The sequence below is a fragment of the Mesorhizobium sp. 2RAF45 genome (assembly GCF_052115225.1).
GTDB classification, from domain to species: Bacteria; Pseudomonadota; Alphaproteobacteria; order Rhizobiales; family Rhizobiaceae; genus Mesorhizobium; species Mesorhizobium jarvisii.
In genome coordinates, this window is record NZ_JBFRGG010000013.1 from 24,166 (window position 1) to 48,338 (window position 24,173).

A 24,173-nucleotide genomic window follows, 5' to 3' on the forward strand; every position below is an offset into this window, starting at 1 on the left:
AAACCGATTCGCGACGGCCGTATTTCGATACAATCAGTAGATGAATATTGGGGTATGGTATAGGTGCCCTAAACGGCAAACGGAGCTTGCTGACAGGCTTCTTGCCGCTGCCTTCGACCCAGCGGCTACGCGCGCCCGGGATGCTCCGAGAGCAGCTTCCTGACTTCGCCGGCGAGGGCCAGCGGATCGAAGGGTTTGGCGATGACGCCGATCGCTCCCATGGCGAGATAGCGCTCGACCTGATGCGTCTGGGTGCGCGCGGTGATAAAGGCCACGGGTATCGACGCCGTCAGCGGTGAAGCAGCCAGGCGCTTCAGCGTCTCCGGCCCGTCCATGTCCGGCATCATCACGTCGAGCAAGATGAGGTCGGGATGCCATGCGGCGGCATCGGTCAGCGCCGCGGCGCCCGAAGAGCAGGACCGCACCTCGAATTCCGGCTCGAGCTCCAGCGACATCTGAGCGATTTCGCGGATATCGTCCTCGTCATCCACGTAGAGGATTCTTGCCGGCATGATCGTCACTCCTTGGCACGGGCGGCGGGTCTGGTGCCATCTCGCGATGAGGCCAACATGGTTCTGACCAGCTTTGCCACATCGATCTCCGATGCCCTGGTCTTGGTCATCATCGCTTGCACCCGATCGCCGAGTTTCTGGTCCGGTTCGGCCGCCGAGAACACGATGACTCCGGTCTCCAGCGGCAGATCGGCGAGCAGGTCCAGTCCCGATCCGTCTGGAAGCGCTATGTCGAGGATGACCAGGTCGAAGCGACGCTTCGCAACCGCCCGCCGTGCCTCCTGCAGCGTTTTCGCCGAGATGATCGAGACGTCGGAGCCCAGCCCTGCCGACATTACGGCTAGCACACCCTCGTCGTCTTCGACATGGAGGATCTTCGGCCTCTGCTCATTCCTGCTGGCGACGATCTTGGCAAGAGCGGCGTGAAGCCGCCCCGAATCCACCGGCTTCTCCAACCAGTCGACAATGCCGACCGCGGTGCCGTTCAGCGAGCGCCTGGCCTCATCGGCGACGGCGGAGATGACGATGACCGCAATGTCGGAATTCACTGGTGACGCCCTGATGTCATGGAAGAGCTTGATACCCGATTCTTCTGCCAGCTTGATGTCGAGTGTCAGTGCCGCATAATCGCGGGACTGCAGAAGCGCCTTCGCGGTGGCGATGTCCGGGGCCACGTCGCTGGAAAAGCCTTCCGAGTCCAGGAGTGCCGCAATCACCGTGGCGATGTCGGTCTCGTCTTCGCAGATCAGAACCCGTAGGCGGCCATCGGGCTCCCGCGGCGGGCGCGGTGGCGGATACGGCCTCGGGTGGAGCCTGCGGGCTTCGGCAAGGTCGACGTGGAACGAGGTTCCTTTCTCTTCCTCGGTTTCGAAGGAAACGGCGCCGCCCAGCTTCTCCACGATGGTCTTGACGATGCTGAGGCCGAGGCCGGTGCCGCCTTTCTTGCGGGTGCTGGACGCGTCGGCCTGTTCGAACTTGCCGAATATACGGCTGCGAAACGCCTCGGGGATACCCGTCCCCTGATCGATCACCGAGATGCGCAACATGTCGCGATCGCGACGCTGTAGCTTCACCATCACGGTGCCGTCGGCGTGCGAGAACTTGATCGCGTTCGACAGAAGGTTGGCCATCACCTGGTGCAGGCGGTCCGGATCGATGTTGGCTTCGGCGCGCGGTGCATCGTCGACCAGGACGATGCGTATCCGGCTCTCGGCCATGTAATTGGAACTAGCGGCAATGGCCTGCTCCATGATCGGGCGCACAGGCATCTGTTTGATCTTGAAGGCGATCACACCTGACTCGATCTTCTCCATATCGAGGATGTCGTTGATGAGAAGAACCAGTCTCTCGCTATTGGTGTGGGCGATATTGACGAGGTTGGCGGCCTTCGGCGGCAATTCACCCGCCACGCCCGCCGCGATCAGGCCCAGCGAGCCGCGGATGGATGTCAGAGGGGTGCGCAGCTCATGACTGACCGTCGAAATGAAATCGTTCTTGAGTTGAGCGTTTCGCTTCTGCTCGGTAATCTCGCGATTGTAGGTGATGACACCGGTGATCTTGCCGGCCTCGTCGCGGAACGGCGCCTTGAGCGTGTAAAGCCAACCCTGTTTGCCATCCGGAAAGACCGCCGGCTGTTCGATGCGCAATGTCTGCCCCGCCTTCAGTGCGCCCACCTCGTCCTGCCTGAAGCGCTCGGCCACGTCCTTCGAATAGAAATCGAAATCGGTCTTGCCGATGAGCTCCTCGACTGAAGCGGCCCCCAGCATTTCGGCGGTGGCGGGATTGGCGGCGATGAAGCGGCCGTCCACATCCTTTATGTTCAGGCAGTCCGGCAGTTCACGAACCATGGCCCGATAGATCATGTTGGACATGGAGAGATCGCGCCGCCGCTGTTGCCGGTCGAGCAGGATGCCGATGACCATGGTACTGAGGAAGCGGAACAGGAGGGACGGGAACGTGCTCTGCTGGATCAGGCCTGTGATGACTTGCGGGGGTATGACCAGGAGCGTGATCAGCCCGGCGAGTGCAACTGACACGCCGAAGCCGAATATGTCGAGCATCGTGCGCGACCGGGCCGCGACAATGTGGTGCCATGCCAGGCCGACGACTGCGGTGATCAGGATACCCATGACGCCGACATTGGCCCCCTGCCCGCCAAGATAGAGGCGATAGGCAATGGAGCCGGTCGTGGCAACGAGCATTGCCGGCCATCCGCCGAAGAACGCCGCGGCGCCGATAAAAGCGGCGCGCAGATCGACCACGAAGCCGGAGACAGACAAGGCGGTCGCCATTGAAATGACCGCCCCCACGCACATGACCGCGCCGAGAAGCAGCGACTGTATCCGCGGCGAGAGACGCCCGGTGAAATCGGCGACAAGGTCCCAGGCGACGACCAGGACGGAGACCAGGGCAAGATTGGCGAGGAGTGATTGCCAGATCTCGGTCATGATTTTCCGACTCCTTTTTTCCGATGAATATCGGCTAAAGAAGCTGCGCACCAGTCCGCAGGGCCGGACCTCTGGCACCCCGAGCAAAGGCGACATGGGCAGCCACATGGCAGGCGTCTTGGTACAGCGCGCTTATCGAGCATCAAGTCGAAGCCTGATCTTCGGCACGGGCATCGCCGCGTACTGACGATGGCCCCGACGTGCTCGGCCGCGCCGCCGTGACGGTTGATACGTCCAAGCCCCCTACGGGCTCACGGACTCCTACAGCCGGCACCTTTTTTCTGGACGCCCCGCTCCGCTGAATGCCGAGAGGGGCTCCTCCGCACGGCGGCTGGATCGGCACCTCGTCTTCGAGCATTTTTGATGCCTGCTGCCGAATCAGGAGCGGCCCAATTGCACATCGTTGCCGCCGATTACCGCACGTGTCGTTGCAAGGTCTTTCGAAACCGGCAGGGCCGAGCTACGTGTGACGAGCGCCATCAACGAGACGGAGAAAATTGACGAAGAGGCCCAAAGTCGTTTCGCTCAGCCCTCAAATTTGTCCGCTAAGTAGCACAATAGGTAACACAAATGAGTAGAGGGAAGCGACATTGACAGCTAAAAAATTTGAAATTTATGCAGCAAAATCAATTATTTACCGAGAAATTTATGGTGCCGTTGGCTAGCGCCGCAAGAGTGACGCGAGGTGGGGCAGCCGCGACGGTACGGGTCCTGGGTCAACTACCCGAGAGTTTGACTGGCGAGTGCATAGGTCACCGGTGCAACGGCGTCGCCGACGGCAAAATCGTTGAGGCGTTTGCCCATGGACATAGTGAGCACTGTGTCGAAAACCGGCATTCCGCTGTGCGACAGAAAGGCGGCGAACTCGCCAGTGTCCATGTGGGTGTCGATCCGCAGGAAAGACCCCGAATGGTCGGCCACGTGCGGCCGGACGATCGCCACGGCGTCGGCGTCGCTTTCCGCCACGACCGGTCCCACGACATGGCCACGCCCGAACGGCCGACAAAGCGCGAACGCGTTCAGCTTGTCACCCTTGAAAAGACCATAGCCGACCGAATGCGCGAAAAGCTTTTCAATGAGCGCCGCCCGCCTCACGCCAAATCCTGCCGCGTCGAGCGCGATTGCCGCAGGAATATCCCTTGCGTCCAAAGTCCGGACATCGCCTCGCGCATTTGCCGGCCCAGCCATCGTCTGCATCCGGGCGATGCCCTGGCATTGATAAACGGTCTTCTCCGGCTGGAAGTCGAGCGAGAGATAGAGCCGCCTTGCCGCGCGCGTTGCATTGAGGCGCAGATCGCGACCGACCACCTTGTCGAAGACCCGCTTCATCAGCCATTGCCCCGCTCCCAGCGTTTGGAGTCGCGGCGATGTGATGACCATCCCCACGGTGGCGAAATCGTCACCATGCGCGAACCACATAGCCGAACCTAGAACCCTGCCGATCTCGTCGAGGGCCACGACCCCCTCTCCCGATTCACGCAGAAATTGCCAGTCCTCGGCGCGATGCGGCCATCCCACAGCGAGCGAGTGCGCGTGCAAGCGGTCCAGTTCGACGCCTTCGATGTCGCCGATCCGCATCGAGAAAGTGTCGATCTTCAAGCTTCCCGACGGCTTCAAGTCCATGCCCCTAAAAGATTGTCGTCCTGAGCGCCGCACACCGATGGCCACCCTCTGCCCGCCAACGCTAAACGAGCGGACCGGTACGATTAGCTCGAAAGCCGCGCAGCAACGCAAGATTCAACTGAAACATTTCAGCTTTCGGCACGCAATAGCGCAAGAATGCACACACTCTCTCCGGAAATCTAGCAGCATATGGTCGACGGCACTGATCCCGGCGAACCCGAACGTTTTGAGGGCAGGAATGGACGTCTTCGACATCCTCGACCGTCTCGTCGCCTTTCCATCGGTCGCCGGCAAACCGAACGGCGACATCGCTGGCTGGATCGAAGCCTATCTCGCAAAACACGCGACGCAGGTCACGCTGCTTCCAGGGCCGGAAGGCGATCGTTCCAATCTTTTCGCGACGATCGGCCCCTGTGATGTCCCGGGCTATATCCTGTCCGGCCATATGGATGTCGTTCCCGCTAGCGAGCCGCAATGGAGTTCGAGCCCTTTCGCGCTGCGCAAGGAGGGCGAACGGCTCTACGGACGCGGCACCACGGACATGAAGGGGTTTCTGGCCGCAGTGCTCGCCGCCGTGCCCACGCTGGCGGCACTGCGCCTTGCCAGGCCGATCCATTTCGCCTTCTCCTATGACGAGGAGGTGGGATGCCGCGGCGTGCCGCATTTGATCGCCCGCCTTCCCGAACTCTGCGCCAAGCCGCTCGGCGTGATCGTCGGCGAGCCGAGCGGCTTGCGCGCCGTGCGCGGCCACAAGGGCAAGGCAGCCGCCCGCTTGATGATCAATGGGCGCTCCGGCCATTCGTCGCGGCCCGATCTCGGCCTCAACGCCATCCACGCCATGGCCGGCGCGCTAAGTGGGGCCGTGAGCGAAGCGGAGCGGCTGACGAACGGTCCGTTCGACCCTGATTTCGAGCCGCCCTACTCCTCGCTGCAGGCCGGCGTGGTGGCGGGTGGACATCAGGTCAACATCATTCCCGACACCTGCACGCTGGACCTTGAGGCGCGCGCCGTACCCGGCGTCGACCCTGCCAGCCTGCTCGCGCCCGTCAAGGCACGGGCAGAGGCGCTTGCGGCCCAAGGCTTTCGGGTCGAGTGGAAACCGATGAGCGCCTATCCGGCGCTGTCGCTCCCACAAGACGCGGCACTGGCGGCACTTCTGCGCGAGTTGACAGGCGAGGTGCCGCTTGCCGCCGTCAGCTACGGCACGGAGGCCGGACTTTACCAGGACGCCGGGTTCGATGCGATCATCTGCGGACCAGGCGACATCGATCGCGCCCACAAGCCTGACGAATACATTCTCGCGAGTGAACTCGCCGCCTGCCAGCGGTTGACCGAGGCGCTGGGCGCCCGCTGCGCGGCTTGAAGGGAACCGGAATGACATTCCTGTTCAATTCCGACGCGCGGCGCGGGGCGATCTTCGCCGAAGCCTTCGCCAAAGAACTGCCGGACGTACCCTTCACGATGGATGCCGCGACGGTCGATCCCGACGCGGTGCGTTATCTCATTGCCTGGACTGCACCAGAAGACCTCGCGCGCTACAGGAACCTGGAGATCCTGTTTTCCATTGGCGCCGGCGCGGACCAGTTCCACCTCGATACCGTACCGGAACAGGTGAAGATCGTGCGGACGATCGAGGCAGGCATCGTGCGCATGATGCAGGAGTATGTGACGCTTGCCGTGCTCGCCCTGCACCGCAACCTGCCGGCCTATCTCGCGCAGCAGCGCGCCGGCCAATGGCGCGACATCACGCAACTCCAAGCCGGGTCGCGCCGGATCGGCGTGCTCGGCCTCGGGCAACTCGGGCAGGCCGTCCTCGATCGCCTGAAACCCTTCGGCTTTCCGCTCGCCGGCTGGAGCCGCTCGCCACGGCAGATCGAGGGCGTATCCTGTCATCATGGCGAGCTTGGACTGAAGGAGATGCTCGCGGCCAGCGACATACTCGTTTGCCTGCTTCCGCTGACCGGGGATACGCGTGGTTTCCTCGATGCCGACCTGTTCGCGAAACTGCCCAAGGGCGCGGCGCTCGTTCACACGGGCCGGGGACCGCAGCTCGACCACGAGGCGCTTGTCGCCGCGATCGACCACGGCCACCTTTCGGCGGCGATGATCGACGTCACGGATCCCGAACCGCTGCCTGTGGGCCATCCGTTCTGGCGGCATCCGAAGATCATCCTGACCCCGCATGTCGCCAGCGTCACTCAGCCCGCGACAGCCGCGCGGGCCGTCATCGAAAACATCCGACGCCACCGCGCCGGCCTCGACCCCATCGGGCTCGTCGACCGGTCGCGCGGCTATTGAATCCAACCTGAAAGGCCATCCCTTGTCCCTGCTCAAGACCGTCGACACCAGCCCCGCCTTCCCGCCGCGTGAATCCCAGGCGCTGCCCGAACGGCTGATTGCCGGCAACCCCGCCTTCAAGACCTGGGCGCAGGACACGGCCAAGGGCGATCTCGTCCATACCGGCGTCTGGGAAGCGACGCCCGGCGAGACGCGCTCGATCAAGGGGGAGACCTTCGAGTTTTGCCATATCCTCACCGGCGTGATTGAGATCACGCCCGATGGCGGCGAGGCGGTGACTTACCGCACCGGCGACAGCTTCGTGATGAAGCCTGGCTTCACCGGTGTCTGGAAGACCATCGAAACGGTGCGCAAAATCTACGTCACAGTAGGGTAACGGCTCCGCCTGAGGCGCTGGCCTCCGCAACAGATTTTGCCGTCCCTCATTGCCAGCACGCAACAATCATCCGCGACCGATCGCCGAACGGCGCATGCTGCGCTCCTGCCCGCGCTAGGGTCGTCCAGAATAGCTGAAAGTAGGCGCCCATGGGCCTGAGCTTCGACCCGGATACCGTCTCCCTTCCCGTCGGCCATTTCATCGGCGGAGAACTCATCGCGACCGAGGGTGCGCTCGAGATGCGCCGACCGTCGGATGGCAAGGCATACGCCGCCAGCCCGGTGGCGGACGTTGATATGGTCGACCGCGCGGTGGCGAGCGCCAAGGCGGCGCTAAAGGCCAGCAACTGGGGCGGCGTCCGGCCGCGCGAGCGCACCAGGGCACTCCAGGCTTGGGCCGGCCTGATCGAGGCGGAAGCCGAAACGCTGGCAAAAATCGAGGCGCTGTGCTCGACCCGGCCCGTCGGCCAGCTCGTCGCCGGCGACATCGGCGTGACTGCCGAGCAGATTCGCTTCTTTGCCGAATTCGCCGACAAGGAAGGCAGCGAGCTGGTGCCGACCGACGACACCACTCTCGGCATGATCATGAGCCAGCCCTATGGTGTGGTCGGCGCGATCACACCCTGGAATTTTCCGATCTCGATGGCCGGGTGGAAGCTTGGTCCGGCGCTGGCGGCGGGCAATGCGGTCGTGCTGAAGCCGTCGGAAATGACGCCCTTTTCGGCAGTCTACATGGCACAACTCGCCGTCAGAGCAGGCTTGCCGGCGGGGCTCATAAACGTGGTGCTGGGCGACGGTCCGACGACCGGCACGGCACTGACCGGACATCCCGAGATCGCGAAGGTCAGCTTCACCGGCTCGACCCGCGCCGGCTCGGCCATCATGGAGAATGTCGCCCGCACCGGCGTCAAGCCGATGACGCTGGAACTCGGCGGCAAGAGCCCGCAGATCGTCTTTGCCGATGCCGATCTGGACAAGGCGGCGACCGCGATTGCCGGCAGCGTCACCTTCAACGCCGGCCAGGCCTGTGTGGCCGGTACGCGCCTGATTGTCGAGAAGAGCGTGGCCGACAGGCTGACGGCCGCGATCCTGGAGAAGATGAAGGCGGTACGGCCCGGCCCGACCTGGGACGAGGCGACGCAGTATTCGCCCATAATCTCGGAGCGGCAGCGGGCGCGTGTCGACGGCATCGTGCGGGCCGCGGTCGAAGCCGGCGGCCAATGCCTGACCGGCGGCGGGGTCATGGACAGCCCAGGCTATTTCTACGAGCCGACGCTGATCGCAGATGTAGACCAGGCCAATCCGGCGATCGTCGAGGAAATCTTTGGCCCGGTCTTGACCGTCCAGACCTTCGAGACCGAGGAGGAGGCGCTGGCGCTGTCCAGCCACCCGACCTACGGACTGGCTTCCGGCCTGTTCACTTCAGACCTGTCCCGCACCATCCGCCTCGCGCGCAAGCTCGAAGCGGGCACCGTCTGGGTCAACCGCTACAGCCGCTCGCGCGACCATATCCTGCCGACCGGCGGCTACAAGCGCTCCGGCATCGGCAAGGACCTCGGCCGCGAGGCCTATCTCGCCAACCGCAGGACCAAGAGCGTCCTGATCAGCCTCTAGAGAGATGCCGATGAAGTCCTATTCGATCGCCCTGATCCCCGGTGACGGCATTGGCCGCGATGTGACCGCCGCCGCATGGTCAGTGCTGGAGACCGCAACCAAACACGCGGGCTTTGCCTTGACCGGAACCGAGTTCCCCTGGTCCTGCAAATTCTACAAGGAGACCGGCCGCATGATGCCGCAGGACGGCATCGAGACCTTGCGCGGCTTCGACGCCATCCTTCTCGGCGCGGTCGGCTGGCCGGCGGAGGTGCCGGATTCCGTTTCGCTGCACGGCCTGCTGCTGCCGATCCGCAAGGCATTCGTGCAGTACGCCAACATCCGGCCGCACCGGCTGCTGCCGGGCGTGACAGGGCCGCTGCGGGCGGAAGGTTTCGACATATTGTGCATCCGCGAGAACACCGAAGGCGAGTATTCCGGCGCCGGCGGGCGCGTGCATCAAGGCACGCTGGACGAGGTCGCGGTGGAGACCTCGATCTTCACTCGCGCCGGTGTCGAGCGCATCCTGCGCTTCGGCTTCGAACAGGCGCGGTCGCGGCGGGGCAAGCTGGCCTCCGTCACCAAGTCCAACGCGCAGAAATACTCGATGGTGTTCTGGGACGAGATCGCGCGAAAGCTGGCTGCGGATTACCCTGACGTCGAAGTGACCAGCTATCATGTCGATGCGCTCGCCGCGCGCATGATCATGGCGCCGGAGAGCCTCGACGTGGTGGTCGCCTCCAATCTGTTTGGCGACATCCTCACCGACATCGGCGCAGCGATCCAGGGCGGGCTCGGTTACGCCGCCTCCGCCAACATCAATCCCGACCGCTCGGCGCCGTCCATGTTCGAGCCGGTGCATGGCTCGGCGCCCGACATCGCGCATCTGGGCATCGCCAATCCGATCGCCACCATCTGGTCCGGCGCCATGATGCTCGATCATCTCGGCGAAAAGGCCGCGGCCGACCGCGTCATGAAGGCGGTCGAAGCCGCAACCGCCAGAGGCATAGGCACCGTTGCCGGCAAGGACCGCACGGAAGCCATCACCGCCGCGGTCGTCGCGGCGCTCACCTGATTGCAAGGTCGTTTTCGATGAAAAACCTGAAAGACAAATATCTCTTCCGCGAAGCCGGCCTGATCGGCGGCGAATGGGTCGCTGCCGGCTCCGGCAAGACTGTCGATGTCATCGATCCGGCGACGCAGGCTGCCATCGGCACCGTACCGGACATGGCCGCCCCGGAGACCCGCGCGGCCACAGACGCCGCCTCCTCCGCCTATGGCGACTGGAAGAAGAAAACCAACGCCGAGCGTGCTGGCCTCCTCGAGGCATGGCACGGCCTGATGCTGGCGCATCTGGACGATCTCGCGCTGATCCTGACGACGGAACAAGGCAAGCCGCTGGACGAGGCCAAAGGCGAGATCCGTTACGGCGCCTCCTTCGTCAAATGGTTCGCGGAGGAGGCGCGCCGCATCAACGGCCACACCATCCCCTCGCCGACGCAAGACCGTCGCATCATCGTGCTGAAGGAGCCGGTGGGCGTTTGCGGCATCATCACGCCGTGGAATTTCCCCAATGCGATGATCACTCGCAAGGTCGCGCCGGCATTGGCCGCCGGCTGCACCGTGGTGATCAAGCCGTCCGAGTTCACGCCCTATTCGGCGCTGGCGCTCGGCGTGCTTGCCGAACGGGCTGGTATTCCCGCCGGCGTCATCAACATCGTCACCGGCATGCCCACGGAGATCGGCAACGAGATCATGGCGAACGAAACCGTCCGCAAAATCTCCTTTACCGGTTCGACGCGCGTCGGCTCGCTGCTGATGCGCGGTGCGGCCGACAGCGTGAAGCGGCTCAGCCTCGAACTCGGCGGCAACGCGCCCTTCATCGTCTTTGACGACGCCGATCTCGACCTCGCCGTCGAGGGCGCGCTGGTGTCAAAATTCCGCAATGGTGGCCAGACCTGCGTCTGCGCCAACCGCATCCTCGTCCAGGCCGGTGTCTACGAAACCTTCGCCGCCAAGCTTTCGGCTCGCGTCAACGCCATGACGGTGGGACCGGGCACGCAGCCCGGCGTCGCTATCGGGCCGATGATCAACATGGCGGCGGTCGAGAAGATCAACCGCCACGTCGAGGACGCGCTCGCCAAGGGTGCTGCCATCATCACCGAGAAACCGGTGCTGCCGGAGGGCCCTCAGTATGTCGCGCCGCTGGTGCTGAGCGGCGCCACAAAGGACATGCAGCTTGCCGGTGAAGAGACGTTCGGTCCGGTCGCGCCGCTCTTCCGGTTCGAGACGGAAGAGGAAGCGATCACGCTGGCCAATGGCACGCCCTACGGACTTGCCTCCTATTTCTACACCGAGAATTTGAAACGCGCCTGGCGCGTCGGCGAGGCGCTGGAGTTCGGCATGGTGGGCTTGAACACCGGTTCGGTCTCAATCGAAGTCGCCCCCTTCGGCGGCGTCAAGCTGTCCGGCCTCGGCCGCGAGGGCGCGCAGGCCGGCATCGAGGAATATCTCGAGATGAAGAGCTTCCACATGGGAATAGGGCAGTAAGGGAGTAAGGGAGTAAGGCAATACGGCAGTACGGAAGACAGCACCCTACTGCCCTGCCCTACTGCCCTACTGCCCTACCTCACCCGGTCGAGCGCCTTGTAGTAGAGGCCTACCATCGGCAGGAACCAGGGTTTGCCGGAATAGCCGGGAATGGATGGCCATTCGAGGCCCTTGAGCGGATTGCGGTCCTCGCGGCCGAGCATGGCATCGGCCAGGATCATGCCGAGATGGGTGGAAAGCTGCGCACCGTGGCCGGAATAGCCCATCGCGTACCAGACACCGTCATGGTAACCGGCGCGCGGAAAGCGGTCCTTGGTCATGTCGACCAGCCCGCCCCAGCAATAGTCGATCTCAACCTTGGCAAGCTGCGGAAAGATCGCCGCGAGGCCCGCCCGCAAGATCTGTCCGCTCCTTGCGTCGGAGCGCTGATCCGATGTCGCCGAAAAGCGTGCGCGGCCGCCGAAGATTAGACGATTGTCCGGCGAGAGCCGGAAGTAGTTACCGATGTTCATCGAGGTCACGCATGTCCGGTTGCCGGGCATGGTGGCAGTGATCTCGGCGTCGCTTAGCGGCCGCGTGGCGATGATGAAGCTGCCGACGGAAATGATCCTGCGGCGGAAATAGCTGAAGTCAGGCGTGGTGTAGGCGCCGGTCGCCACCAGCACGTTGTCGGCGCTGATGCGGCCGCGCGAAGTGGTCAGCTCATGCCTGCTGCCGGCCTGCTTGCGATCGGTCACCGCCGTGTTCTCATGGATGACGGCGCCATGGCGGGTGGCAGAAGTGGCGAGACCCGCCACATAGCGGCCCATATGCATCATGGCACTCTTCTTCGACAGCATCGCGCCATGGAAGGGCGAGCCGATCTCGGATTTGAGATCGGCCGCCGACAGCAGCGCCGTATCCGGGTCCACCTCGGCATGGAGGGCTTCGAAGTTGCGGGCGATCGCTTCGAAATGCTGCGGCTTCGAGGCGAGCTTCAGCTTGCCGGCGCGGCGGAAATTGCAGTCGATGCCCTCTTCTGCAACCAGCGCCTCGATGGTGTCGACGGAACTGTCGAGCGCCCGGTAGAGCGCGATTGCCCGCTCCTTGCCGAGCTCCGCCTTGGCCGAGAGATAGCTGTGGGCGAGGCCGTTGTTGAGGTGTCCGCCATTGCGCCCGGACGCGCCCCAGCCAACACGCTCCGCCTCCAGCACGGCCACCTTGGCACCGGCCTTCGCCAGCTGGCGCGCGGCGGCAAGGCCGGTGAAGCCGCCACCGATGATGGCGGCATCATAGTGCCCCTCGACCGGGCCTTGCGCCCGGCCGGAAAAGACCGGGGCGGTATCATGCCAGTAGGAGACGAACTTCATCGGCAATCCGCCTGTTTCAGAGCCCAACGACGCCCGCCAGACCGGAAATGTCCGATATCTCGACATAGCCGTAGTACGGGTTGGCCGGTTCGTGGCCGCGATTGACCCAGACCTTGTTCTTGATGCCGAGATCGTGCGCGGACATCAGGTCGTAGCGGAACGAAGACGAGCAGTGAAGCACATCCTCCGGGCCGCAACCCAACCTGTCGAACATGTATTCGAAGGCCTTGAAACGGGGCTTGTAGGCCTGCGCCTGCTCGGCCGTGTAGACTGCATGGAACGGCGCGCCGAGCTTCTCGACATTGGACATGATCTGCGCGTTCATGGCGTTGGAGAGGATGACCAGCGGAATTTCCTTGGCGACCTTCGCCAGGCCCGCCGGAACGTCGGCGTGCGGCCCCCAGGTCGGAACGCGCTCATAGACCATCCTGGCGTCGTCGTCGCTGAAGGCGACGCCGTTGCGCTTGCAGGTACGCTCGAGCGCGTTATGGACGACGTCGGCATAGGGCTTCCAGTCGCCCATGATCTCGTCGAGCCGATACGCCGAGAAATTCTTGATGAACTCCTGCATGCGCGGCTCGTCGAGGCGGCTGCCGTAGAGGTCGCGCGCCGCTTCCGCCATCTGGAAATGGATCAACGTGCCGTAGCAGTCGAAAGTGATGTATTTGGGCCTGAAGGAAGCCATGTCCGTCGATCTCCGGTGGAAGCACATCCGCGTTGGGATGTATTTCATCATAGGACGGCAGGCAGCGGCCCAGCTGACCGAAATCACCCTCTCGAAAGCAGAAAGTTCCGTATCCGCGGTCCGGTTTGGCACGCTGTAGCATCTGGCGTGCCGATTGTGGTGCCGCCCGCGGCGTGAGGCGCCTGCACCGCCAGCACAAGATGCGGCGCACCGCCTGCGCTACGGCGAAAGATACCGTCGAAGCCAGGGCCTTCAGACGATCTGCGGCGCGCTGATGGTCGAAACTTGGCATCAGACGGAAGGATGCCTCATGCCGCAGGGCGAGATCGAACTCCAGGCCTTCGGGCCGCACCATATCGAGGGCGCCGTGGCGCTTTCTCGCCAGGAGAATTGGCCGCATCGCCCGCAGGATTGGCAGATGGCGTTGCAGCTTTCAAGCGGCGCGGTCGCGCTCGATGGTCAGGGCCGCGTCACCGGAACCATCCTGGTCACGCCCTACGGCATGGATTGCGCCATGATCAACATGGTGATCGTCGACAGGAACGCGCGCGGCAAGGGGCTTGGACGCCAGCTTATGGATCAGGCCTTCGCCTTGGCCGGGAACCGTCCGCTGCGGCTCGTCGCGACGGCAGACGGCATGCCTCTCTATGAGAAATTGGGCTTCGTGCCGTCCGGCACCATCCTGCAGCATCAGGGCAAGGTTGCGGAGCTTGGTGCGCCCGGTGGCGTGGCAGCCGCAGGCATCGACGATCTCCCTGAAATCAAGGCGCTGGACCGCGACGCCTATGGCGCCGACCGCGAAGCTCTGATCGATGCGCTGGCGGAGCGCGGCCAGTTCGCCGTCTTCCGCCGCAACGGCGCCATCGAGGCCTATGCCGCGATCCGCCCGTTCGGACGCGGCGAGGTGATCGGTCCGGTCATCGCGGGAAGCGCCGACGAGGCGAAGGCCCTGATCGGCTTCTTTGCCGCGCCGCGTCCCGGCGCCTTCCTGCGCGTGGATACCGGCAGCGTGACCGGCATCGCCAGCTGGCTCGAGGAAATCGGCCTCACCCATGTCGGCGGCGGTGTGGCCATGGACCGTCCACCCAGGACGGGCGCGGACCGGATCAGGCCGAAAGTTTACGCGCTCGCCAACCAGGCGCTCGGCTAGGAGGATAACAATGCTCGCCAATTCGCTGATCGAACTCGACCGCGCCCATCTCATCCACCCGGTCGCTTCATATCGTGGCCATGAGGCGCTTGGCGTGCGTGTGCTGAAATCGGCGAAAGGGGCGACCGTGACCGACGCGTCCGGCAAGCAACTCGTCGATGGCTTCGCCGGGCTGTGGTGCGTCAATGCCGGCTACGGCCATGACAGCATCGTCGAGGCGGCGGCCCGGCAGATGCGCGAGCTTCCCTACGCCACTGCCTATTTCGATCTCGGTTCGGAGCCCGCGATCCGGCTCGCCTCAGAACTGGCCGAGCGGGCGCCGGGCGACCTCAATCACGTCTTTTTCACGCTTGGCGGGTCGGACGCGGTCGACAGCACGATCCGTTTCGTCCGCTACTACTGGAATGCCAAAGGCGAGCCGCGACGCGACCAGTTCATTTCCATCGAACAGGGTTACCATGGGTCGTCGGTGGTCGGCGCGGGCCTGACCGCCCTGCCCGCCTTTCACGCCGGTTTCGGCATTCCCTTCGAATGGCAGCACAAGATCCCTTCACCCTATCCCTATCGCAATCCGATCGGCGAGGACGGCAACGCGATCACCGCCGCATCGCTCGCCGCGGTGAAGGCCAAGATCGAGGCGATCGGGCCGGAACGGGTCGCCGCCTTCTATGCCGAGCCGATACAGGGCTCGGGCGGCGTCATCGTTCCGCCAAAAGGCTGGATCAGGGCCATGCGCGAACTCTGCCGGGAGTACGGCATCCTGTTCATCGCCGACGAGGTGATCACCGGTTTCGGCCGCACGGGACCGCTGTTCGCCTGCACCGACGAGGAGATCGTCCCCGATTTCATGACGACCGCCAAGGGGCTGACCTCGGGTTATGTTCCCATGGGCGCCGTGTTCATGGCTGATCATGTCTACGATGTCATCGCCGATGGCGCGGGCAGTTCGGCCGTCGGACACGGCTATACCTATTCCGCCCATCCCGTCAGCGCTGCCGTCGCGCTCGAAGTGTTGAAGCTCTATGAAAACGGCCTTCTGGACAATGGCATCAAGGCCGGTGCCCGCCTGATGGCGGGATTGGAGGGCTTGAGGGACCATCCGCTTGTCGGCGATGTACGCGGTCGCGGCATGCTTGCCGCCATCGAACTGGTGGTCGACAAGGACAAGAAGACGCCGCTTCCGGCGTCGGCAATGCCGGCACGGCGTATCTTCGACAGGGCGTGGGACAACGGCCTCATCATCCGTGCGTTTGCCAACGGGGTTCTCGGCTATGCTCCCCCGCTCTGCTGCACCGACGCCGACATCGACGCGGTCATCGAGCGCACACGCCGGACGCTCGACCAGACGCTGGCCGATCCCGATGTCCGCCAGGCTGTGGCATGAAGGCGGCGGAATATGTCGCGTCTCGAAATATCGCCGGGGCGGATGATTTCGCAATTTTGTGCCGCCCCTTCACGCCTTTTCGGCGAATCCAGCGCGGGGGAAGTGCCAGACTGCTCATAAGACAAGGCCAGAAAGCTTGGATCTCCGGGCCTTCGAAAGGCCACGCCCCAGGCAGCACGGAATTTTGTTCTGTTCAACACATGCAATTCGGCCGAACGCAGAGGAGAGCCAGTCTTGGCCAGGGGCTTTAGCGAATTCAAATATATGACCTTCGACGTGGTTGGTACGCTGATCGACTTCGAAGGCGGGATCACGACCTGCCTGGCGGGAATTGCCGCCGAGGCCGGCGTTTCGATCGATGGCGAGGAAGCGCTGAGCCTCTACCGGCAGGCCCGTTACATGCCCGATGCCGGCCTGTTTCCCGACGATCTCGTGCGTGTCTACACAGCCATCGCGCCGCAACTCGGCCTGCCGGCCGAGGAGAAATACGGCATCCAGCTGCGGGACTCGGCCAGCGTCTGGCAAGGCTTCCCCGACAGCGCGGCGGCATTGGCGGACCTTGCGAAGTCGCACAGGCTGATCGCCATGACCAATGCAAGACGTTGGGCACTAGATCATTTCGAAAAGCAGCTCGGTTCGCCCTTTTTCGCCACCTTCACGGCCGATGATACAGGCACGGAGAAACCGGACCCGGCCTTCTTCCAGAAGGTCTTCGATTTCGTGGCCTCCCGGGGCGACAGCAAGGATGACATCCTGCACGTCGCGCAAAGTCAGTACCACGACATCGGCATATCCCGAGCACTTGGCGTGACCAATTGCTGGATCGAGCGCCGGCACGCCCAGAAGGGCTATGGCGGCACGATCGAGCCCGATCGCTTCACCGCGCCGGACTACCACTTCACGTCAATGGCCGCCCTTGCCGCAGCCGTGCGGGAAAGCCTGAAGGAACGAACCTGAGCCCAAACCCGGAAAGCCGCAGCAAGACGAGCAAGCCGGAAAACAGACAGAAAGGGGAATGATATGACCGACAAGATCACGAACTGGACCAGCGCAGACGATGCCATGGTCGAAAATGCCGTCCGGCGGGGCGCGAGCCGCCGCGAACTCCTCAAGATGCTGTTGGCCGGCGGCGCCGCGGTCGCCGCGGGCAGCATGGTGCTTGGCCGTGCCACCAATGCCGTCGCCGCCACACCGGTTTCCGGCGGAACGTTCAAGGCCGCCGGCTGGTCGTCCTCGACCGCCGACACGCTCGATCCGGCAAAGGCGTCGCTGTCGACCGACTATGTCCGCTGCTGCTCGCTCTACAACCGCCTGACTTTCCTCGACAAGGACGGCGTCACGCAGATGGAGCTGGCTGAAAGCTTCGACAGCAAGGACGCCAAGACCTGGACGGTGAAGCTGCGCAAGGGTGTCACCTTCCACGATGGAAAGGCTCTCACCGCCGATGACGTGGTGTTCTCGCTGAAGCGCCATCTCGATCCGGCGGTCGGTTCCAAGGTCGCCAAGATCGCAGCGCAGATGACCGGCTTCAAGGCGGTCGACAAGTCGACCGTGGAGATCACGCTCGCCGACCCGAATGCCGACCTTCCGACCATCCTGGCGCTACACCATTTCATGATCGTCCAGGACGGCACCACGGACTTCTCCAAGGGCAACGGCACCGGCGCCTTCGTGCTGCAAACGTTCGAGCCGGGCGTGCGGTCGGTCGTCACCAAGAACAAGAATTATTGGAAATCAGGCAAGCCCTATCTCGACTCCTTCGAGTTCATCGCCATCAGCGACGACAGCGCCCGCGTCAACGCCCTGCTTTCTGGTGACATCAATTTTGCGGCTTCGATCAATCCACGCGCGATGAAGCTCATTGGCGGGCAGCAGGGCTTCGAGTTGTCGAAGACGACCTCGGGCAACTACACCGACCTCAACATCCGGCTCGACATGGATCCGGGCAACAAGGCCGACTTCGTGGCTGGCATGAAGTATCTGGTAAACCGCGAGCAGATCGTCAAATCGGCGTTGCGTGGACTTGGCGAGATTGGCAACGACCAGCCTGTCTCCCCGGCAAACATCTTCCACAATCCCGACATCAAGCCGAAGGCTTTCGACCCGGACAAGGCCAAGTTCCACTTCCAGAAGTCAGGCTTGCTCGGCCAGTCCATCCCCGTGATTGCTTCCGACGCCGCGACCTCGTCGATCGACATGGCTGTTATCATCCAGGCCGCCGGCGCCGATATCGGCATGAAGCTGGACGTCCAGCGCGTTCCGTCGGACGGCTACTGGGACAATTACTGGCTCAAGGCGCCGATCCATTTCGGCAACATCAATCCGCGCCCGACGCCGGACATCCTGTTCTCGCTCCTCTACGCCTCCAACGCGCCCTGGAACGAAAGCCAGTACAAGTCCGAGAAGTTCGACAAGCTGCTCGTCGAGGCGCGCGGCTCGCTTGATCAGGCCAAGCGCAAGGAAATCTACAACCAGATGCAGGGCATGGTCTCAGAGGAGGCCGGCACCATCATCCCGGCCTACATTTCCAACGTTGATGCTCTCTCCAGCAAGGTGAAGGGTTTGGAGGCGAACCCGCTCGGTGGCATGATGGGCTACGCAATGGCGGAATATCTCTGGCTCGAAGCCTGAGAGGCACCTGCCGGGGACCGGACAGCCGGTCCCCGGCACCTACGCAACATGGCTTGGCCGAACGCAACCGCAGGAGCGCTTCAATGACGTCTGGGGTTCTAAACCTCGTGCTGAAGCGGCTGGCGATCGCGGTCGTCACGCTTCTGATAGTGCTATTCGCGGTTTTTTTCGCCACCAGCATGTTGCCTGGCGATACCGCCTCGATCCTGCTCGGCCAGGCAGCCACCCCGGAGGCGGTCGCCGGCCTGCGCGAAGCCATGCATCTCAACGATCCGGCAATCCTGCGCTTCCTGCGCTGGCTTCTCGGCCTGCTCCACGGTGACCTCGGCACCTCCTATGCCAATGAGATGCCTGTCGCGGCGCTGATCGGCGGGCGCTTTGTCAACACAATGGAGCTCGCCGGCATCACCACCCTGCTCTCGGTGCCGCTGGCGCTGACGCTCGGCATCACCGCCGCCATGCTGCGTGGCTCCCTCTACGACCGAACCGTCACTATCCTTTCGATCGGCGTCATCTCGGTGCCGGAATTCATGGTCGCGACCCTCGCGGTCCTGCTTTTCGCGGTCTATCTCAAATGGCTGCCGGCACTTTCCTCGGTCAATGAGGCGCACACGCTGACCGACCTCGTGCGCATCTATGCAATGCCCGTGATCACACTCACCTTCGTCATCTCCGCACAGATGATCCGCATGACCCGTGCGGCTGTGATCGAAACGCTCTCCACGCCTTATGTCGAGATGGCGCTTCTCAAGGGCGCTTCACGCGGCCGCATGGTGCTCAAGCACGCGCTTCCCAATGCGCTCGGGCCGATCGTCAACGCGGTTGCGCTGTCTTTGTCCTATCTGGTCGGCGGCGTCATCATCGTGGAGACGATCTTCAACTATCCCGGCATCGCCAAGCTGATGGTCGATGCGGTTGCGACCCGCGACCTGCCGTTGATCCAAAGCTGCGCAATGATCTTCTGCCTCGGCTATCTCTTGCTCATCACCGTCGCCGACATTATCGCCATCATGTCCAACCCGAGGCTCAGGTGACAATGGCGCGTGTGGCAGCTTCCCCACGGTCCTTCCTGGGCCACAGCTACAATCTCGTGGGCGTCGTGGCCGCGCTGGTCATCCTGGCGTGGACGCTGATCGCCATCTTCGCGCCCGCCATCATTCCCCATTCGATCGGCGACATAGTCGACGACGACTATTTCGGCCCGATGCGTCAGGGTCTATGGCTCGGCTCCGACTATCTGGGGCGCGACATGCTCTCACGGGTGCTCATGGGCGCGCGCTACACTGTCGGCATATCGCTCGCCGCCGTCGCCATCGCCTGCTTTTCGGGCGTGGTGCTGGGGATGGTCGCGGCCGTCACCGGCGGCTGGCTCGACACCTGCCTAAGCCGATTCCTTGACGCCATGAACTCCATCCCCAGCAAGCTGTTCGGCCTTGTGGTCGTCGCCGCGGTGGGCTCGTCGATCCCGGCGCTGATCCTGACGCTCGCCGTCATCTACATACCCGGCGCTTACCGCTTCGCACGGGCGCTCGCCGTCAACATCAATACCATGGACTTCATGACCGTCGCCCGCGTCCGCGGCGAAAGCACCGCCTATCTCATCGGGTCCGAGATCCTGCCCAACATCATCCGCCCGGTTCTGGCCGATTTTGGCCTGCGCTTCGTCTTCATCGTGCTCTTGCTCTCAGGCCTGTCCTTCCTCGGACTCGGCCTGCAGCCGCCGCTCGCCGACTGGGGCGCCCTGGTACGCGAGAACATCGGCGGCCTGCCCTTCGCGGCTCCCGCCGTCATCATTCCCTCGCTGGCGATCGCCAGTCTCACCATCAGCGTCAACCTGCTGATCGACAACCTGCCGCAGAAGATCAGGGACAGGGACACATGACCAATCTCGTCGAGGTCAGGAACCTGAGGATCGAGGCGACGACGGACGCCGGACGCATCGTCGAAATCATCAAGGGCGTCAGCATCGACATCGCCGACGGCGAGATCGTCGCCCTGATCGGGGAGAGCGGCTCCGGCAAGACAACGGTGGCGCTCTCCCTCATGGGCTATGCGCGGCCCGGCTGCCGGATCACCGGCGGCGAGATCAATGTGAACGGCAAGAACATGGCGGCACTGTCCGAAAAGCAGCGCGCCAAATTGCGCGGCACCGACATTGCCTATGTTCCGCAAAGTGCCGCCGCCTCCTTCAACCCCTCGTCGACGATCATGGAGCAAGTGATCGAGGTCACGCGCATCCACGGCCTTATGCCGCCCGAGCAGGCGCGAAAGCGCGCGGTCGAACTGTTCCGGGCTTTGTCGCTGCCGGATCCGGAAGGGATTGGCGCGCGCTACCCGCACCAGGTTTCAGGCGGGCAATTGCAGCGGCTGTCGGCGGCCATGGCGCTTATCGGCGATCCCAAGCTGGTCATCTTCGACGAGCCGACCACCGCGCTCGACGTGACCACGCAGATCGACGTGCTGAAAGCATTCAAGGCGGTCATGCGGGCGGGTGGGATAGCGGGGGTCTATGTTTCGCACGACCTCGCCGTCGTCGCCCAGATCGCCGACCACATCGTTGTGCTGAAGGGCGGCGAAGTGCAGGAGACCGGCACCACCGCTCAGATTCTTTCGGCCGCCCAGCACCCCTATACGCGCGAACTTTTGGCTGCCTTCGAGCCGAGGCCGCGGCAAGCGCACGCTGACACGGATGTCGGCGCGAAGCCGTTGCTGCGTATCGACAATGTGACCGCCGGCTATGGCGCGGTGCGGGATAACGGGCTGCCACTCGTCCGGGCCGTCGATTCCGTCAGCCTGGTCGTCGAGAAGGGACGCAACCTCGGCATTATCGGCGAATCCGGCTGCGGAAAATCGACGCTGGCGCGAGTCATCGCCGGCATCCATCCGGCGGCGGCCGGCGACATCATATTCGACGGCAAAGAACTGCAGCGCGCCGCGGGGAAACGCAGCCAGGACCAGTTGCGCGAGATGCAGATCGTGTTCCAGTATGCCGATACCGCGCTCAATCCGGCCAAGCCTGTGGAGGACATCATTGCCCGGCCGCTGGCCTTCTATCACCAACTCGACAGGCAGGCGCGCTCGAAGCGCGTCGATGAACTGCTCGACATGGTTCGCCTGCCCAGGACGCTGCGCTACCGTCGGCCGTCGGAGCTCTCGGGCGGCCAGAAGCAGCGCGTGAACTTCGCGCGCGCCCTGGCGGCCGGACCCAAGCTCATCATCTGCGACGAAATCACCTCGGCGCTCGACACGGTGGTGGCGGCCGCCGTGATCGACCTGCTCAAGGAGCTGCAGCGCGAGCTGGGCCTTTCCTACATTTTCATCAGCCACGACCTTTCAGTCGTCGAAGCGATCTGCGACGAGATCATGGTCATGTACAATGGCGAGCGGGTCGAGCAGATCACGCCCGACAAACTGAAGGCGCCCACCCACCCTTATTCCAAGCTTCTGTTCTCCTCCGTGCCGAAGCTTGACCCGACGTGGCTCGACGGCCTCGTCCGCGATCCCGAGTTGGTCAGCCAGTACGGCCATCGCTGACAAAACGGCAGAGGCTCACCTCGGAAACAGGCTGGGCAGCGGCATGTGCGCCTTGACGATTGGCGACTTCAGCACCACGAAGCTGAAATACTTGTCGATGCCGATATCCATGTCGGTCAGCCGCTCCATGATCGTCTGGTACTCGGCTATGCCGGCGGTCACGAATTTCATCAAATAGTCGTAGCCGCCCGACACGAGGTGGCATTCGATGACCTGGTCGATCTTCTCGACGACGGCGAGAAAGCGGGCGAAGTCGACCTGGCGATGGTTCTTCAAGGTGATTTCGGTGAACACGGTCAGCGTCTGGCCAAGCTTGCCGATGTTGATCTGCGCGGAATAGCCCTCGATGTAGCCCTCCGATTGCAGTCTCTTGACCCGCATAAGGCACGGGCTCGGCGACAGATGCACCAGGTCGGCCAATTCCACATTGGTGATGCGGCCGTTCTTCTGCAATTCGTGAAGAATCTTGATATCGATCCGATCCAGCTTCATGGTCGTCTCCGCAGAACGCACGCCACAGCACAAAATGCTGCCTTGCATATAGGCATTGACACTACCACAGCCCGTTGGCCTGTCCATCCAAGCGGACAGCGCTTTGAAACGCAGTCGCTCCCGATTTTGACCGAGCTGCCGAAATAAAATTCTGCTTCGGCTTCAACTGCGGCAGCGGCTGCCTGCGCAACACGGTAGATTGGCGCTTCAAGGCAGAGAGACCATGCGCGCGCCGCTACAGCAAATCGAGACATCTGGCGAACTGCCGCGATCCGCGGACGCGGTGGTGATTGGCGGCGGCATCGTGGGTGTCTTCGCGGCCTATTATCTGGCCAGGCGCGGCATGCGGGTCGCGCTTGTCGAAAAAGGGCGCATCGGCGCCGAGCAGTCCTCCAGGAACTGGGGATGGTGCCGCCAGCAGAATCGCGACGCCCGCGAGTTACCGATGGCGACACGCAGCCTCGATTTGTGGGACAGCTTTGCCACGGAAACCGGCGAAGACACCGGCTTTCGCCGATGCGGTTTGCTTTATCTCAGCAATGACGAGGCAGAACTGGCCGGCTGGGCACGCTGGCGTGACTTCGCCAAAACGGCCGGCGTCACCACGCAGATGCTCGACGGCGCCGAGGCCAGCGAGCGGGGCCGTGCCACCGGCCGGGCCTGGAAGGGCGGTGTCTTCTCCCCGACCGACGGCACCGCCGACCCGTCGCGAGCTGCCCCCTCTGTCGCCCGGGCCATCCTCAAGCTCGGGAGCACCGTGCATCAGAATTGCGCCGCGCGCGGCATCGAGACCGAAAGCGGGCGCCTGAGTGGGGTGGTCACCGAAAGCGGAACGATCAGGACGAAGGTGGCAGTGCTCGCCGGCGGCGCCTGGGCTTCGTCCTTTTGCCGGCAGTTTGGCTTCCGCTTTCCGCAAGCATCGATCCGCTCCTCCATCCTGTCCGTCTCGCCAGGCGCGGAAGGTCTGCCGGATGCGCTGCACACGGCAAGGATCTCGGCCACGCGCCGCGGCGATGGCGGCTACACGCTCGCCATAAGTGGACGTGGCCGCGTGGACGTGACGCCGCAGCAATTGCGTTTCTCCTCGCAGTTCCTGCCGATGTTCCTGAAGCGGTGGCGAAGCCTCGCGCCCGGCGGGCTGCAGGGCGCGCGCTCGGGCCACGAAACGCTTCGGCACTGGCGACTCGACCAGCCGACGCCGATGGAGCGGATGCGCATTCTCGATCCGGTTCCGGACCAGGCAACAATCCGCTTGACCCATGCCCGGGCGCTTGAACTTCTGCCCGACCTTCAAAAGACCAGGATCAGCGCGGCCTGGGCCGGCTACATCGACAGCACGCCGGACGGTGTTCCCGCCATCGGCGAGATTCAAAGCGTTCCGGGCTTCTTCCTGGCCGCCGGGTTTTCAGGACACGGCTTCGGCATTGGGCCCGGCGCCGGTCACCTCATCGCCGATCTGATGATCGGGTCGCAACCGATCGTCGATCCGAAATCCTACGATCCGCAGCGCTTCGATGTTTCGGCCTGGGGAAAGGTCGCCGATTTCTAAG

20 protein-coding genes are annotated in these 24,173 nt (G+C 63.5%); 14 read left to right on the forward strand and 6 right to left on the reverse strand.

All coding sequences use genetic code 11. From position 1 onward, the window contains the following. Positions 1-125: 125 nt before the first annotated feature. The 3 genes from AB4Z43_RS26260 to AB4Z43_RS26270 form a co-directional block, all read right to left on the reverse strand. Entirely contained in the window at positions 126-512 is a 387-nt protein-coding gene (locus tag AB4Z43_RS26260) for a response regulator (RefSeq protein WP_080643975.1), read from the reverse strand. A 5-nt stretch (positions 513-517) separates the two neighbouring features. After that, on the reverse strand, positions 518-2,959 hold the full coding sequence (locus AB4Z43_RS26265) for an ATP-binding response regulator (RefSeq protein ID WP_441939519.1): 2,442 nt from the start codon (positions 2,957-2,959) through the stop codon (positions 518-520). A gap of 720 nt (positions 2,960-3,679) precedes the next feature. After that, positions 3,680-4,582, reverse strand: coding sequence for a GNAT family N-acetyltransferase (locus tag AB4Z43_RS26270; protein WP_019860264.1), 903 nt, complete (start codon positions 4,580-4,582; stop codon positions 3,680-3,682). A 238-nt stretch (positions 4,583-4,820) separates the two neighbouring features. On the opposite strand from AB4Z43_RS26270, the gene argE reads away from it, so the two are divergent. The 6 genes from argE (at position 4,821) to AB4Z43_RS26300 (ending at position 11,398) form a co-directional block, all read left to right on the forward strand. After that, positions 4,821-5,945 (forward strand): acetylornithine deacetylase, encoded by a 1,125-nt coding sequence (gene argE / locus AB4Z43_RS26275; protein ID WP_441939521.1) that lies wholly within the window; start codon positions 4,821-4,823, stop codon positions 5,943-5,945. An 11-nt stretch (positions 5,946-5,956) separates the two neighbouring features. Next, positions 5,957-6,880, forward strand: a complete 924-nt coding sequence (locus AB4Z43_RS26280; protein ID WP_441939523.1) for a 2-hydroxyacid dehydrogenase — start codon at positions 5,957-5,959, stop codon at positions 6,878-6,880. A gap of 22 nt (positions 6,881-6,902) precedes the next feature. Then, a complete protein-coding gene (locus AB4Z43_RS26285) occupies positions 6,903-7,256 on the forward strand; it encodes a cupin domain-containing protein (protein WP_027047222.1) in 354 nt (117 codons plus the stop codon). A gap of 149 nt (positions 7,257-7,405) precedes the next feature. Next, entirely contained in the window at positions 7,406-8,869 is a 1,464-nt protein-coding gene (locus AB4Z43_RS26290; RefSeq protein ID WP_441939526.1) for an aldehyde dehydrogenase family protein, read from the forward strand. 10 nt (positions 8,870-8,879) lie between these two features. After that, positions 8,880-9,923 (forward strand): tartrate dehydrogenase, encoded by a 1,044-nt coding sequence (locus AB4Z43_RS26295; protein ID WP_038644698.1) that lies wholly within the window; start codon positions 8,880-8,882, stop codon positions 9,921-9,923. Between the two features lie 17 nt (positions 9,924-9,940). After that, a complete protein-coding gene (locus tag AB4Z43_RS26300; protein ID WP_441939528.1) occupies positions 9,941-11,398 on the forward strand; it encodes an NAD-dependent succinate-semialdehyde dehydrogenase in 1,458 nt (485 codons plus the stop codon). 74 nt (positions 11,399-11,472) lie between these two features. Here AB4Z43_RS26300 and AB4Z43_RS26305 read toward each other — a convergent pair whose 3' ends face one another. Next, entirely contained in the window at positions 11,473-12,747 is a 1,275-nt protein-coding gene (locus tag AB4Z43_RS26305) for an NAD(P)/FAD-dependent oxidoreductase (RefSeq protein WP_441939529.1), read from the reverse strand. A 16-nt stretch (positions 12,748-12,763) separates the two neighbouring features. Next, positions 12,764-13,432, reverse strand: coding sequence for a haloacid dehalogenase type II (locus AB4Z43_RS26310; protein ID WP_019860273.1), 669 nt, complete (start codon positions 13,430-13,432; stop codon positions 12,764-12,766). Positions 13,433-13,742: 310 nt separating this feature from the next. On the opposite strand from AB4Z43_RS26310, the gene AB4Z43_RS26315 reads away from it, so the two are divergent. From AB4Z43_RS26315 to AB4Z43_RS26345, 7 genes are all read left to right on the forward strand, one after another. Beyond that, the gene (locus AB4Z43_RS26315; protein ID WP_027047224.1) at positions 13,743-14,582 is read left to right on the forward strand and encodes a GNAT family N-acetyltransferase; all 840 of its coding nucleotides are present in this window, start codon (positions 13,743-13,745) and stop codon (positions 14,580-14,582) included. A 10-nt stretch (positions 14,583-14,592) separates the two neighbouring features. Continuing rightward, positions 14,593-15,966, forward strand: coding sequence for an aspartate aminotransferase family protein (locus AB4Z43_RS26320; protein ID WP_441939531.1), 1,374 nt, complete (start codon positions 14,593-14,595; stop codon positions 15,964-15,966). A gap of 264 nt (positions 15,967-16,230) precedes the next feature. Further along, positions 16,231-16,923: an HAD-IA family hydrolase gene (locus AB4Z43_RS26325; protein ID WP_441939664.1), complete on the forward strand. Its 693-nt coding sequence runs from the start codon at positions 16,231-16,233 to the stop codon at positions 16,921-16,923. 63 nt (positions 16,924-16,986) lie between these two features. After that, entirely contained in the window at positions 16,987-18,597 is a 1,611-nt protein-coding gene (locus AB4Z43_RS26330) for an ABC transporter substrate-binding protein (protein ID WP_441939533.1), read from the forward strand. A gap of 83 nt (positions 18,598-18,680) precedes the next feature. Continuing rightward, positions 18,681-19,631: an ABC transporter permease gene (locus AB4Z43_RS26335; protein WP_019860281.1), complete on the forward strand. Its 951-nt coding sequence runs from the start codon at positions 18,681-18,683 to the stop codon at positions 19,629-19,631. A 2-nt stretch (positions 19,632-19,633) separates the two neighbouring features. Then, positions 19,634-20,479, forward strand: coding sequence for an ABC transporter permease (locus AB4Z43_RS26340; protein WP_141700908.1), 846 nt, complete (start codon positions 19,634-19,636; stop codon positions 20,477-20,479). Continuing rightward, positions 20,476-22,131: an ABC transporter ATP-binding protein gene (locus AB4Z43_RS26345; protein ID WP_441939535.1), complete on the forward strand. Its 1,656-nt coding sequence runs from the start codon at positions 20,476-20,478 to the stop codon at positions 22,129-22,131. The genes AB4Z43_RS26340 and AB4Z43_RS26345 overlap by 4 nt, the downstream gene beginning before the upstream one ends. Before the next feature lie 15 nt (positions 22,132-22,146). Here the strand turns inward: AB4Z43_RS26345 and AB4Z43_RS26350 are convergent, their stop codons facing one another. After that, positions 22,147-22,623 carry an Lrp/AsnC family transcriptional regulator gene (locus AB4Z43_RS26350; RefSeq protein ID WP_441939537.1) on the reverse strand — a complete coding sequence of 159 codons (477 nt, stop codon included), beginning with the start codon at positions 22,621-22,623 and terminating at the stop codon, positions 22,147-22,149. A gap of 223 nt (positions 22,624-22,846) precedes the next feature. Between AB4Z43_RS26350 and AB4Z43_RS26355 the strand changes: the two genes are divergently transcribed. Continuing rightward, a complete protein-coding gene (locus AB4Z43_RS26355) occupies positions 22,847-24,172 on the forward strand; it encodes an NAD(P)/FAD-dependent oxidoreductase (protein WP_019860288.1) in 1,326 nt (441 codons plus the stop codon). Position 24,173 lies beyond the last annotated feature (1 nt).